The sequence below is a fragment of the Nocardiopsis sp. M1B1 genome, assembly GCF_052466615.1.
Window position 1 is genome coordinate 6389608 of record NZ_CP196194.1, and the last position, 12907, is coordinate 6402514.

The following is a 12907-nucleotide window of genomic DNA, read 5'->3' on the forward strand; positions in this document are numbered from 1 at the left end:
TGTCGCCAGAGAGCTTTTGGAGGCCACGCCGGACCCCGAGGCGACGCTCGTACAGGTGCAGGGCGGCAACACGGCCGCCGGGCAGAACGGTGTCTCGGAGGCGATCATGTCCTTCGCCGAGGAACACCGGGTGAACATCGCCTTGGAAACCGCCGATGTGCGCGATCCAGGAGGTCTACGCCATCTCCACATGGCCGTGGGAAACCCCGAACAGCCCGGCGCTTCCTGGCTCGACGAAGGCTATCCCGGCCTCTCCTTGGACCACCGGACCGAAGTTCACCCGTGGAACGAGGCCGCCGAACTGGATCCCCGCGGCACCTACCACCTCTTCGGCGAGGAAGGCAGCGCGACGGCCTTCCTCGACGCCATGTCCGTGTACGGGCTGGACGGCTACGTCGCTCCGGAGTACCAGACGGTCGAGTGGTTCGAGATCGTCCGGGACGCCGCCCTGTTCGACGCCTTCACCGTCGCCCTCCTGTGCGGAGTGATCGGTATCGCCACCAGCGTGCTGCTCAACGCCCGCTCCTACGCCGTCCTGCGCTTGCACGGCATGTCGCCGTCCCGCATCCTTCTGCGCGACCTGAGGCAGCTGGCACCGTACTGGTCGGCTGCCGCCGTGATCACCGCGATGCTCACGGCGGCGCTCCTGTACGTCCACGGAGCTCTGCCGCGTTGGGGACTGCTCCTGGAGGTGGCCTTGTTCTACCTCTCGGCGTTCAGCGCCGCAGGGGTCGTCGCACACGTCGCCGCGCTGGCTCTGGTGCACGCCACCGACGTCCTTCCTGCCCTCAAGGGTCGGCTGGCCGTGCGGCTGGCCACTGTCTCCACCTACGCCGTCCGCGTTCCAGCCCTGGTCCTCGTCCTTGGTCTGATGGCGGGCTTGGCCCTGAGCCTTCAGGTTCTCCAAGGCCAGCGCCGAGCCCACGAAGCCTTCGCCGAGGCCGGTGACATTTCCCGGTTCCACTTCTCCCAGTCGGCGGACGAGTTGCAGGGGCAGGAGACGACACAGGCGTTCGGTGAGTCGCTCCGTGCTCTGGACGAGCAGGGACGGCTTCTCCTCGCGGCTCCCGGCGAGAGCGGTTCCATCCTGCGTACGACGGCCGTGCCCGAGGACCTGACCCTGATCGTCGTCAACGACACGTACCTGAGACGGCATCCCGTCCTGGATCCCGAGGGAAGACCGTACGGTCCCTCCACCAGCAGCGGTGAGGTGCGCGTCCTGGTCCCCGAGGCCCACGCCGACCTGACGGACGTTCTCCGGGAGGAGGTCAGGCTGTGGCTGCGTGAGTCCTGGGAGACGAACGACGGCGTGCCCCCGCGTACCCGGGTGGATACGGCACCCAGCCAGGCCGGGCAACGGTTGTTCACCTACGGCGCCACGCCCCTGGGAACCCAGAACGACGTGCCCTTCGCTCAGGATCCCGTGATCGTCGCCGTACCCAATGGTTCCGTGGCCCTGCACCCCTTCGTCCACTACCACTCCTACGCCACCATGGGCGCGGCTCTCCCCCTCGACAGGGAGGATGCCCTCGAGGTCGTGGAGGAGCAGGCACTGTCCGCCTACGTCGACAGCGTCCAACCGGTGGCGCTGGCCGCCGCCGATGAGTACCGGGAGGCCTCCGCCCAGGTCCGTATGGAAGCAGCGACCCTCATCGCCGCGTTCTGCGTCCTCCTCGTCACCGGAGTCACCGTGTGCGTCGTACACGCACGGGCACATGGTCAACTGATCCTTGCCCGACACCTCCATGGTTGGCGTTTCCTGACCACGCACCGGTCGCTGATGGTTCTGGAAGCGGTACTGGCCGTCTTCTTCGTCGGGTGGGCCGTGTGGAACACGATGGGGAACCTGGCGTTCTTCGATGCCTCTTCGGCAGCGGTTCCGAGTGATACCGCCATGCGGGCCGTGGTCTTGGAGCCCTTCATGGCGGCGGGGATCTCCGTGTCGAGCCTGGGGCTGATGGTGGCGGTGCTGGCGCTCTTCCACCGCCGTATCGTTCGTGAGTCCTCGGCTGCCGCGTAGAGGTGGAGGCACCGGTGGGGCTGGAGAACGCACACGGAGCGGAACCAAGGTGCGATGGACGCCCGCTTAGTGGAGTGAATCTCCCTGAACTGGTCGTTTGCCGCAGGCAAGCGGCATGACCGTGCTTGTTATCCGCCCGGCGGCGAGAACGCTGAGGGCGCCTTCTAGCACACGGCTCCGTCCTCGGCGGCGGACGCGGTGTCCAGCCCGGCCAGCGCGTCCGCGTCCGCGTCCGCGTCCGCGCCACCCTCCTCGGCGGAGGGGGAACCGGAGTCGTCGAACCCGCCCCAGTCCTGCGACACCATCACCAGTTGGAGCTCCTCGCCCAGAGCGGCGTCCTCCTCCAGCCGGGCGTTGGCGAGTGCCGAGGCCAGCTCCTCGGCGTGCGCCCGCTGGCCGGGCCCGTGGTAGATCGTGGTGGCGGAGGGAACGCTCCCGACGGGGTCGCCGACGCCGGTGACGTCGAACCCGCGTTCTCCGAGGAGCGATCCGACCTGGCCCGCCAGCCCGGTCACGCCCGTACCGTTGACCACCCGCACGGACACGTCCGCGGGCTGCACGGAGGTCTCCTCCGCCCCGGCGGCCCCTTCCGCCTCCGTGGACCCCTCTCCGCCGGTCTCGTCCTCCTCCTCGGGCAGCACCTCGCCCGCGGCCACCGCGGCGAAGAGCTCACCGGCCTCGGGCTCCTTGGGTTCCACCTTGTACTCGTGGGTCAGGGAGTTCACGACCGGCACCATGACCATGGTGACCCGGCTCAGGTCGACCTCGCGCATGGCGATGGCCAGTTCCGCCATCTTGTCCACCGTGAACCCGTCGTCGGTCACCATGCTGTCGGTGACCGAGCCCAGGAAGTCGTAGAGGGTCGTGGGGCTGGACAGGGTTCCGCCGCTGGTGACCTCGCGCAGGATGGCGCCGATCAACCGCTGCTGGCTCTCGATGCGCCCCATGTCGTCCTTGAACCGGGTGCTGTCGCGCGACCGGGCCAGTCCGAGCGCCTCCCGACCGCGGAGGGTCTGCACTCCCGCTTCCAGTTCCAGGTGGGCCTTGGGGTCGTCGATCGGCTCGGGAATGCACAGTTCGACACCGCCGAGGGTGTCCACGATGTTCTCGAACCCGGCGAAGTCCACCATCACCATGTGGTCCAGGCGGATGTCCGTGGTCCTCTCCACGGTGTTGCCCAGGCAGTCCAGGCCGCCGTAGGACGCGGCGTGGTTGATCTGCTGCGGTCCGCCGGGCCACCCGGAGGAGCCGTCCACCGGTTCGCACGGGGGGATGTCCACGATCAGGTCCCGCGGCAGGTTGACCATGGTCACAGCGCCCCTGTCCACGTTGACGTTGACCACGACCAGGACGTCGGGGCGTCTGCCCTGCGACTCGTTGTCCCCGCCGAGCAGCAGGATGTTGTGGACCCCCTCCACCCGGTCGGGGCGGTCGCCCCAGGCGTCGGTGTCGACCTGCTCGGTCTCGATGGCCAGGGCGTCGCGGTAGCCCGCGTAGGCGGTGAGGCTGCCCGCGATGAGCAGGCCGGTCGCTCCGCACGCCACCCATTGGCCGAGGGACATCCTGCCGTCACCGGACCGGGCCGGAAACGCTTTTCTGGAAACCACGAGGAACCCTGGATTCTTTGTGGGCGGGGTCGGGTCCGGCCAGCGGGGTGGGGGCGCTGTGGGAGCGACGGCGCGAACTCGACGACCGGAACATACCGGAAAGCGAGACAACGCGCCATAAGACGTGGTCAGGGGAAATTCGTCTGGTGGATTCCCCTGGCGGCCACCGCCGGAGGAGGGGCGCACGGGCCCGGATCCCTTGCGTGGAGGGGCATGGGCGAGGCCGCCGAGGCCGTGCTCCGCGGCACGGGACAGCTTTTCAGAGGCGGGCCAGGCGTATCCTCCCACCTCTCCTCCCGCCTCCGCTTCCCGTTTTCGACGGGGTTCCCGTTCGGATATCCGGAACCGTTCCCGGATTCCGATCCCCCGAAAGGCAAACCCTGTTCAGAGCGGCCCCGCCACCACCACGTGGATTTCCGAAGCGGCTACACGGGGTTTCGCGCGGACGCGACCCGGCCCGCTCCGACGCGGAATCACCGTCACACCCGGCGGCGCTCCCGGCGGAACTCCCGGCGGGGCGGTGCGGTCCTCCAGCAGGCCCTCCGTGCGCGTCGAAGCCGCCGTCTGGGGCCGTCGGAGGCGCAGGGGGTTTCCCGGTGTCCATTCGGGGATGAAAGGTCAGTCTTGACTGTGTTCGGGGCGTGGCGAAGAACGCCCGCCCACAACGGCCGGGGCGGTACACGCCTGCGGCAGGTCACACTACGGCGGGAGACGAGACATGACGGGCGACGGCTGGGACGTCATCGTGGTGGGTGCGGGATCGGCGGGCGCGGCGCTCGCGGTCCGCACCGCCGAGAAGGGAGGGCGGGTCCTCCTGCTGGAGGCCGGACCGGACTACCGTTCGGCGCAGATGCACGAGGCGTGGCGCTCACCGAGCCCGGCCGTCGCCCTGATGGACCCCGCGGCCCTGGAGGGGATGCTCTGGACGGGTCTGGACTCCTCGCGCACCGACAGCCAGGAGCGGGCGCCGTACTGGCGGGGCCGGGGCGTCGGCGGCAGTTCCTCGGTCAACGGCCAGATCGCGATCCGGCCCCCGATGGCGGACTTCGAGGACTGGGCCGCCCTCGGCTGCCCGGAGTGGTCTCCTGAAGACGTCCTGCCCTACTTCGCCCGGCTGGAGGACGACGAGGAGTTCGGCGACGAACCCCATCACGGCCGCGGCGGCCCGACCCCGATCCACCGGGCGCCGCGGGAGCGGTGGGGGGCGGTCGACGCCGCGCTGTGCGACTCCGCCCTGGCCGCCGGGTTCGCGTGGGCCCCCGACGTCAACGCCCCGGGCGCGACGGGGGTCTCGCCCTATCCGATCAACTCGCGCGACGGGCGCCGGGTGTCGGTCAACGACGCCTACCTGGAGGGGGCCCGGAAGCTGGACAACCTCACCGTCCGCGGGGACGCGCTGGTGGACCGGGTCGTCTTCGACGGTGACCGGGCCGTGGGGGTCCGTTACGTCACCGGGGGCGGCGCGGTGACCGAGCACGCCGACACGGTGGTGCTCAGCGCCGGCGTCATCCACTCCCCCGCGATCCTGATGCGCTCGGGTGTGGGCCCGGCCGACCACCTGCGCTCCCTCGGCGTCGACGTGCTCCGGGACCTTCCCGTGGGGCTGGGCATGCAGGACCACCCGATGGCGATGCTGGCGCTCCCGCTGACCGGGGAGGCGTCCGTGAAGTCCCCGCACGACCGGCACACCAACGTCTGCGTCCGCTGGACCAGCGGCGCCGAAGCCCCGGTCAACGACATGATGTTCATCGCCATGAACCAGAACGTGCTGGCCATGGCGTCCGCCTCGACCGACGCCGTCGCGGGCGCCTACGGCGTGTGGCTCAACCGGAACCACTCCCGCGGGGTACTGACGCTGGCCTCGGCCGACCCCTCGGAGCAGCCGCTGGTGCGGCAGCGGATGCTGTCCGACGAGCGCGACCTCTCCCGGCTGCGCCGGGGCGTACGGGAGCTGGTGGACCTGGCCAGCCGCCCCGAGACGGCCGCCGTCACGAGGGGGCCGCTGGAGGAGGCGAACCGGGAGCTGTTCGCCGCGCTCGACGACGACCGCGCGCTCGACGCCCACCTGCTGGCGACCGTGGGCGACGCGCAGCACGGCACCAGTACGTGTCGCATGGGCTCTCCCGGGGACGCCGACACGGTGGTCGACTCCGCGTGCCGCGTGCTGGGCGTGGAGGGCCTGCGCGTGGTCGACGCGTCGGTCTTCCCCTCCGTGCCCCGCGCCAACACCAATCTCGCCGCGATCATGGTCGGCGAACTCGTGGCCGACCGCCTCGGCTGAGGGACCGCACGGCCGCCCGCGCCGCCGCGTCCGAAGCGCCTCCCGCGGGAGGCGGTGACGCCCTCTCCTCGGCGGGCCGCTCCGTGCCGCCGGGGTCAGGCGGGCGGGCGGCCCGGAGCGTCGGCACGGGGAGCATCGCCGGACCCGGTTCCCTCCTCCGGGCGCCGCCGCTCCAGCAGGACGGTGTCGCGCCAGACCCCGTGGTGGCGGGCGACGCGCTCGCGCACGCCCACGGTGCGGTAGCCCGCCTGGTGGTGCAGGGCCAGGCTGGCGCGGTTCTCGGGGAAGACCGAGGTCTGGAGCGTCCACAGTCCGGCGGCGTCCGCCTCGGTGACCTGCCGGTACAGCAGCGCCTTGCCCACGCCCCGGCCGCGCGCGTCCTCGGCGACGTAGACCGAGGTCTCGGCCACCCCGGCGTAGACCTCTCGGGCGGAGACGGGCGAGGCCGCGGCCCAGCCGACGACGCGGCCGTCCGACTCGGCCACCCAGCGGTGCCCGGGCGTCCACCGGTCCTTCAGCGCGTCCGCTCCGGGGACCTCGGTCTCGAAGGTGGCGTGGCCGCTGGCGACGCCCTGGGCGTAGATCTCCCGGACCGCGTCCAGGTCGGCGTCGGCCATGGCGCGGGTGGTGACGTCGGCGGGCAGGTCCGTGGGGCAGCACGGGCGGGCGTTGAGCACGCCCATCACCGCGTCGGCGGCGTGGGGCAGGCCCGTGCAGCAGGCCGGGTTGACCGCCACCCGGGTTGAGGTGCCCGCCTTGGTGAGGGCCACGAACCCGACCTCGGCGAGCTTGCGCAGGTGGTGGGAGACCGTGGGCTGGCGGACCTCCACCATCTCGGCGAGCTGGCCCACGCTGACCGAGCCGGGGGTGGTGGCGATGGCGTGGAGCAGCCGGACACGCGTGGGTTCGGCCAGGCAGGCGAACCAGGCGGCGTAGGTCTCGGCGTCGGCGGCGGGGAGGAGGAGGCCGCCTCGGTGCTCGGGCGTCGTCACAGTCATGGCACCCATTATCGATGAAGATCTATGGTTGCGTCCATCGACTCGCATCGATAGAGTCCCGTTTCATAGACGCCAATCGATGAACGAGGAGAGACGTCATGGTCGCACAACGTCCGGTCGTGGTGATCGGCGCCGGTCCGGTGGGGCTCGCGGCGGCGGCGGAGCTGGTCGCGCGCGACCTGCCGGTCCTGGTCCTGGAGAAGGGCGATCGAGCCGGTGCCGCCGTGTCCGAGTGGGGGCATGTGCGCCTGTTCTCGATGTGGCGCGACCTGGTGGACCCGGCCGCGGAGAGGCTGCTCACCGCCACCGGTTGGCGGCGCCCGGACGACGCGGGCTACCCGACCGGCCGCGAGTGGGTCGAGGCCTACCTCGCTCCCCTGGCCGACGCCTTGGGCGAACGGGTCCGCTTCGGCGCCGAGGTGACCGGCGTGAGCCGCCTGGGCCGGGACCGGGTCGTGGACGCCGGGCGCGGGGAGCAGCCCTTCACCGTGCGTCTTCGTACCGACCGGGGCGAGGAGCGGGTCCTGGCCCGCGCGGTGGTCGACGCCTCGGGCACCTGGGGCTCGCCCAACCCGGTGGGCGGCGACGGACTGCCCGCGCTGGGCGAGACCGCTGCGGCCGCACACCTGGCCTACCGGATCCCCGACCTGGCCGACCCCGCCTCGCGGGCGCGCCACGCGGGCCGGACCACGGCCGTGGTCGGGCGCGGGCACTCGGCGCTGACCGCCCTGGTCGGCCTGGCCTCGCTGGCCGGTGAGCACCCCGGAACGAAGGCGGTGTGGGTGCTGCGGCGCGGGGAGATCGGCGACGCCTTCGGCGGTGGCGCGGCCGACCAGCTGGCCGCGCGCGGCGCGCTCGGACGGCGCGCCCGCGAGGCCGTTGAGGCCGGGCGCGTCGAGGTGGTGACCGGGTTCCGCACCGCCGAGGTCCGCACGGAGCGGGACGGACGCCTCGTGCTGGCCGACGGGGAGGGCCGGGGGTTGGAGCCCGTGGACGAGGTGGTCGCCCTCACCGGGTTCCGCCCCGACCTGTCCTTCCTGTCCGAGATCCGCCTCGGCCTGGACCCCGCCCTCCAGGCGCCGGTGGAGCTCGCCCCGCTCATCGACCCCAACGTGCACTCCTGCGGCACCGTCTACCCTCACGGCACCGCTGAGCTCTCCCACCCGGAGGAGGGGTTCTTCCTGGCCGGTATGAAGTCCTACGGGCGGGCCCCGACCTTCCTGGCGCTGACCGGCTACGAGCAGGTCCGCAGCATCGCCGCCCACCTGGCCGGGGACCGCGAGGCCGCCGACCGGGTGGAGCTGTCGCTGCCCGAGACGGGGGTGTGCGGCGGCGCGGGCCTGTTCGACGAGCCGGAGGCCGCGGCCGACGGCGGCTGCTGCGGTCCCGTGCCCGAGGCCGCGCGGGAGCCCGCGGCGCGGTAGGCGCCCCCTACCTCCGCTCCGGGGCGAACCGCCTGCGCCAGGCCAGGGACACGTACACCAGGCCCACCAGCACCGGCACCTCGATCAGCGGGCCCACCACCCCGGCCAGGGCCTGCCCCGAGGTCACCCCGAACGTGGCGATGGCCACCGCGATGGCCAGCTCGAAGTTGTTGCCCGCCGCCGTGAAGGCCAGCGTCGCGGTGCGGTCGTAGTCCATCCCGATCGCCTTGCCGAGGGCGAAGGTACCGAACCACATGATGACGAAGTAGGCCAGCAGCGGCACCGCGATGCGCGCCACGTCCAAGGGCTCGCCGGTGATCCGGTCCCCCTGGAGGGCGAACAGCAGCACGATGGTGAACAGCAGGCCGTACAGCGCCCACGGGCCGATCCGGGGCAGGAGGACCGACTCGTAGCGCTCGCGGCCCATCCGCCGCTCGCCGATCCGGCGGGTGAGGAACCCCGCCGCGAGCGGGATGCCGAGGAAGACCACCACGTTGAGCGCGATGAGCCAGGGGGAGGCGTCCAGGCCGCCGGTGGGAAGGCCCAGCCACCCGGGCAGCAGGTCGAGGTAGAACCAGCCCAGCAGACCGAAGACGAGCACCTGGAAGACCGAGTTCAGCGCGACCAGGACCGCGGCGGCCTCGCGGTCGCCGCAGGCCAGGTCGTTCCAGATGACGACCATCGCGATGCAGCGCGCCAGGCCGACGATGATCAGTCCGGTGCGGTACTCGGGCAGGTCGGCCAGGAAGATCCAGGCCAGCGCGAACATCACCGCGGGGCCGACGACCCAGTTCACCACGACAGAGGAGACCAGCAGCCGGGTGTCGCGGGTGACGGTGTCCAGCCGGTCGTAGCGGACCTTGGCCAGCACCGGGTACATCATGACCAGCAGGCCGAGCGCGATGGGCAGGGAGATCCCGCCGACCTCCATGGCGGCCAGGAAGGAGTCCATCCCGGGCACCAGGCGCCCCAGGCCGAGGCCGACGGCCATGGCGAGCAGGATCCACACCGCGAGGAACCGGTCGAGCGCGGACAGCCGTCCCGCGACCGGGGGGTCGGCGGTCCCGGCGGTCCTGTCGGCGGCAGACATCAGCAGGGCCTCCTGTTCGCGGCGGCGCCGCTGGCGCGGGCGGTGGCGGCGAGCCCGGACAGGGCTGCGGAGAGGTCCTCGATCCGGTCCGGGCACAGCCGGTAGTAGGTGAACCGGCCGCAGGGCTCGGTCTCCACCACCCCCGCCTCGCGCAGGATCCGCAGGTGGTTGGACAGGTTGGTCTGGCGCGCCCCGGTCTCCTCGGCCAGGTGCGTCGTGCACAGGGTCTCCCTGGCGAGCAGGGTCACGATCCGCAGCCGGAGCGGGTCTCCCAGCACCCTCATGAGGTCAGTGTCGACTGATATCAGCATGCGCTGATATTATCCCCTCAGTCGTCGCCGGCGATCCGTCGGACGCCCTGCACTTTTCCCGGAAACCCGGTTCTCCCGGAGACCCGGTCCTCCCGGCAGACCCGGTCCGCGTCCGGTCCGGCGCCTTCCCGTCCCGTCCGGACCGGAACCGCCCACGGCCGAGCGCGGTCCCGTGTCCCGGCGGCGGCCGCCCACCACCGAGACGAAGCAGAGACGAGTGACCGTGACCAGTCCCGACAAGCCGTCCGTCCTGTTCGTGTGCGTCCACAACGCGGGCCGCTCCCAGATGGCCGCCGCCTGGCTGTCCCACCTGGCCGGGGACCGCGTGGAGGTCCGCTCCGCCGGGTCCGCGCCCGCCGACGCGCTCAACCCCGCCGTGGTCGAGGCCATGGCCGAGGTCGGCGTGGACATCACCGGCCAGCGGCCCAAGATCCTCACCACCGAGGCCGTCGAGGCCTCCGACGTGTGCGTGACCATGGGCTGCGGCGACACCTGCCCGGTCTTCCCCGGCAAGCGCTACCTGGACTGGGCCCTGCCTGACCCCGCCGGTCGGGGCGTGGCCGCCGTCCGCCCCATCCGCGACGAGATCAGGGAGCGCGTCGAGGAGTTGGTCGGTGAGCTCCTTCCGGATGCGCGGCCGTAGGGGCGTTCCGGCGCCCCTTGGCCGCCGCGGTCCGCAACCCTCTCCCCCGGGTGCGCCGCCGTAGGACGTGCTCACTCCGGGCGGCCCCGACGCCCTCCCCGGCATCCCCGCCAGGTGGTCCGCGGCACGCCGGCATCGCGCGACAAGGCGCGCATGTGAACGGCACCCAACGGCGATCCATCCGGGAGGCAAAGGATTGACCGTTTTCCCGGCCCCGTCCGGAAAGGTCGCCGCCTCCGCCACCCGTGGTCCCCCGCGGAGGGAGCGGGTTTCACCGAACACCCGCCCGGACCGTCCGCGGGCCGGACAACCTCGTGCGCGGTTCCCCCATCCGGTGCGCACGGCGGCCGCCGACCGGACGGCCCCGCGCTGCCTCCGCACGCGTGTTCGCACCCGCCCGGAAGTGGAGGCGCAACAGCGCCGTTTCCGCACCCGGTGATGCCACGCCGACCCGAAGACCTAAGTAAGCTTCGTGGGCCACCCCCTTTTCCCCGAGCGCGCCCCCGCCGTGCCCTGTCCACCGTCGCCGTGTCCCGCCGAGGAAGGCGACCGAAGCAGCTGGAGCAGACTCTGCCGTGTCCCTCTTCGAAGCAGTCATCCTTGGCCTGGTCCAGGGACTGACCGAGTTCCTCCCGATCTCCTCCAGCGGACACCTGCGCGTGGTGTCGGCTCTCTTCGGCTGGCCCGACCCCGGCGCCGCCTTCACCGCCGTCAGCCAGATCGGCACCGAGCTGGCCGTGGTGATCTACTTCCGCCAGAGGGTCTGGGCGATCCTGTCCACGTGGACCAGGTCGCTGGTCAACCGCGAACTGCGCAGCGACATCAACGCGCGCATGGGCTGGTACGTCATCCTCGGCTCCATCCCCATCGGGGTCCTGGGCCTGCTCCTGGAAGACCAGATCGACAGCGTCTTCCGCGACCTGCGCCTGATCGCGCTGAACCTCATCATCTTCGGCGTCATCCTCGGCATCGTCGACCGGTACTCGCGCAAGCACCGCACCCTGGAGGACCTCAACGTCTCCCGGGGCGTGACCTTCGGCCTGTTCCAGGCGCTCGCCCTCGTCCCGGGCGTCTCCCGGTCGGGCGGCACCGTCACCGGCGGGATGCTGCTCGGCTTCAAGCGCGCGGACGCGGCCGAGTACGCCTTCCTGCTGGCGCTGCCCGCCGTCTTCGCTTCGGGCCTGTACAAGCTGACCGACATCGGTGAGAACGAGTACGCCGGGTGGGGCGCCACCATCGTGGGCACGCTCATCGCGGGCGTCGTCGGCTTCGTGGTCATCGCCTGGCTGATGCGCTTCATCTCCACGCACAGCTTCATGCCCTTCGTCTACTACCGCGTCGGCCTGGGCATCCTCGTCCTGGCCCTGGTGAGCTGGGGCGTGCTCGACCCGCAGGGCGGCGCGGGCGCGCAGCCCGCCCAGAGCGAGATCGTCAGCGAGCAGGAGACGCCGAGGGAGGAGTCCGAGCCCGAACCGGAGACCAACACCGAGGCCGACGCCGGGACCGGCCCCTCCTCCGAGACGTCCGCGGAGCCGTCCGAGGCGCCCTCCGAGACCGCCGTGCCGACCGTGGACCCGGTCACCGGCTGGGAGATCGACCCCGAGGTGGGCCTGCCCCGCAACCCCGAGACCGGGCTCTACCACGACTCGGACCTGGGCATGGACGTGGACTACGACCCGGCCAGCGGCCTGGCCACCAACCCGGTGACCGGTGAGACCTACGACCCCAAGGCGGCCGGTTAGGGAGCTTCGCCCCACCGGACACGGGCACACGACGAAAGCAGGGCTCCGCGACGGGGCCCGCCGCCCGGGGGCACGGCGGTCCGCCGCCCGGGGGCACGGCAGGGGACCGGCGGATGTCCGCCGGTCCCCTTCGTCAGCCTCCGAGGCCCCGCACCGCGGTGTCGAGCCGCCGTGCGAGGGCCTCGGTCTCCTCCGGACCCGGCCGCGCGCCGCCGCGCTCCAACAGCAGGTCGGCGCGGCCGATGACGCGCAGCGCCCCCGCGTAGCGCGGATCGTCGAGGTCGGCCTCCTCGACGACGTCGGCCCGGCCCTCGTGGACGACCAGCACCGGGTCGCCGCCCTCCGTACTCAGCAGCCGAGCCACGTGCTCGGCACGGACGATCTCCACCGCCGCCTCCTCGTGCTCCTCGTACGACTCCTGTCATCCCCGCCTGCCCCGGGACGGCCTCGGTGAACACGGCCGTCGCCCGCAACCCCCGGCCGACCACAGGAACGGTCCGGAACTCGGCGCGCCGCGAAAATCGCGGTCCCGCGCATATCATCATCGGGTGAACAACGGCTGACATCGGTCCGCTGTGCGGACCCGCGCACTGCGAACTGGAGTTGTCGAACCGCGTTCTCCCGCGCAATTACCGCGACATTTCTCTCCCGAACCCGCTTCGACCAGGGGATACGTTCAGGTCCGCACTGCCCGGGGACGGCGCGCGGACGCCGGGCGCACCGGGAGGGCCTACCGAAACGGGACTTCGGTCACGAGTTCGATCCGGGAAAGACCGATGTGAAGCACGACA

General features: G+C 71.8%; 10 protein-coding genes. 5 read left to right on the top strand and 5 right to left on the bottom strand.

The window, feature by feature from the left end; all coding sequences use genetic code 11:
- Window positions 1-16 precede the first annotated feature (16 nt).
- Complete coding sequence (locus ACSTA4_RS27745; protein WP_444961640.1) at window positions 17-2020, top strand: hypothetical protein; 2004 nt, start codon at window positions 17-19, stop codon at window positions 2018-2020.
- Between the two features lie 164 nt (window positions 2021-2184).
- Here ACSTA4_RS27745 and ACSTA4_RS27750 read toward each other — a convergent pair whose 3' ends face one another.
- Window positions 2185-3582, bottom strand: a complete 1398-nt coding sequence (locus ACSTA4_RS27750; protein ID WP_444961641.1) for an LCP family protein — start codon at window positions 3580-3582, stop codon at window positions 2185-2187.
- 763 nt (window positions 3583-4345) lie between these two features.
- Between ACSTA4_RS27750 and ACSTA4_RS27755 the strand changes: the two genes are divergently transcribed.
- Window positions 4346-5908, top strand: coding sequence for a GMC family oxidoreductase (locus ACSTA4_RS27755; RefSeq protein ID WP_444961642.1), 1563 nt, complete (start codon window positions 4346-4348; stop codon window positions 5906-5908).
- Window positions 5909-6003: 95 nt separating this feature from the next.
- Here ACSTA4_RS27755 and ACSTA4_RS27760 read toward each other — a convergent pair whose 3' ends face one another.
- Complete coding sequence (locus ACSTA4_RS27760; RefSeq protein ID WP_444961643.1) at window positions 6004-6915, bottom strand: helix-turn-helix domain-containing GNAT family N-acetyltransferase; 912 nt, start codon at window positions 6913-6915, stop codon at window positions 6004-6006.
- An 89-nt stretch (window positions 6916-7004) separates the two neighbouring features.
- On the opposite strand from ACSTA4_RS27760, the gene ACSTA4_RS27765 reads away from it, so the two are divergent.
- On the top strand, window positions 7005-8330 hold the full coding sequence (locus ACSTA4_RS27765; protein ID WP_444961644.1) for an FAD-dependent oxidoreductase: 1326 nt from the start codon (window positions 7005-7007) through the stop codon (window positions 8328-8330).
- Window positions 8331-8337: 7 nt separating this feature from the next.
- On the opposite strand, the gene arsB is transcribed toward ACSTA4_RS27765, so the two are convergent.
- On the bottom strand, window positions 8338-9420 hold the full coding sequence (arsB, locus tag ACSTA4_RS27770; protein WP_444961645.1) for an ACR3 family arsenite efflux transporter: 1083 nt from the start codon (window positions 9418-9420) through the stop codon (window positions 8338-8340).
- On the bottom strand, window positions 9420-9704 hold the full coding sequence (locus ACSTA4_RS27775) for an ArsR/SmtB family transcription factor (RefSeq protein ID WP_444964291.1): 285 nt from the start codon (window positions 9702-9704) through the stop codon (window positions 9420-9422). The genes arsB and ACSTA4_RS27775 overlap by 1 nt, the downstream gene beginning before the upstream one ends.
- Before the next feature lie 250 nt (window positions 9705-9954).
- On the opposite strand from ACSTA4_RS27775, the gene ACSTA4_RS27780 reads away from it, so the two are divergent.
- Both ACSTA4_RS27780 and ACSTA4_RS27785 read left to right on the top strand, forming a co-directional pair.
- Entirely contained in the window at window positions 9955-10374 is a 420-nt protein-coding gene (locus ACSTA4_RS27780) for an arsenate reductase ArsC (RefSeq protein WP_444961646.1), read from the top strand.
- Window positions 10375-10949: 575 nt separating this feature from the next.
- Window positions 10950-12116 carry an undecaprenyl-diphosphate phosphatase gene (locus ACSTA4_RS27785; protein ID WP_444961647.1) on the top strand — a complete coding sequence of 389 codons (1167 nt, stop codon included), beginning with the start codon at window positions 10950-10952 and terminating at the stop codon, window positions 12114-12116.
- A 133-nt stretch (window positions 12117-12249) separates the two neighbouring features.
- On the opposite strand, the gene ACSTA4_RS27790 is transcribed toward ACSTA4_RS27785, so the two are convergent.
- A complete protein-coding gene (locus tag ACSTA4_RS27790) occupies window positions 12250-12504 on the bottom strand; it encodes a hypothetical protein (RefSeq protein WP_444961648.1) in 255 nt (84 codons plus the stop codon).
- Between the last annotated feature and the right edge of the window lie 403 nt (window positions 12505-12907).

Coding starts and splice junctions, on each gene's coding strand:
- ACSTA4_RS27750 (WP_444961641.1), bottom strand. CDS start 3,582: ATGTCCCTCGGCCAATGGGTGGCGTGCGGAGCGACCGGCCTGCTCATC.
- ACSTA4_RS27755 (WP_444961642.1), top strand. CDS start 4,346: ATGACGGGCGACGGCTGGGACGTCATCGTGGTGGGTGCGGGATCGGCG.
- ACSTA4_RS27760 (WP_444961643.1), bottom strand. CDS start 6,915: ATGGGTGCCATGACTGTGACGACGCCCGAGCACCGAGGCGGCCTCCTC.
- ACSTA4_RS27765 (WP_444961644.1), top strand. CDS start 7,005: ATGGTCGCACAACGTCCGGTCGTGGTGATCGGCGCCGGTCCGGTGGGG.
- arsB (WP_444961645.1), bottom strand. CDS start 9,420: ATGTCTGCCGCCGACAGGACCGCCGGGACCGCCGACCCCCCGGTCGCG.
- ACSTA4_RS27775 (WP_444964291.1), bottom strand. CDS start 9,704: ATGAGGGTGCTGGGAGACCCGCTCCGGCTGCGGATCGTGACCCTGCTC.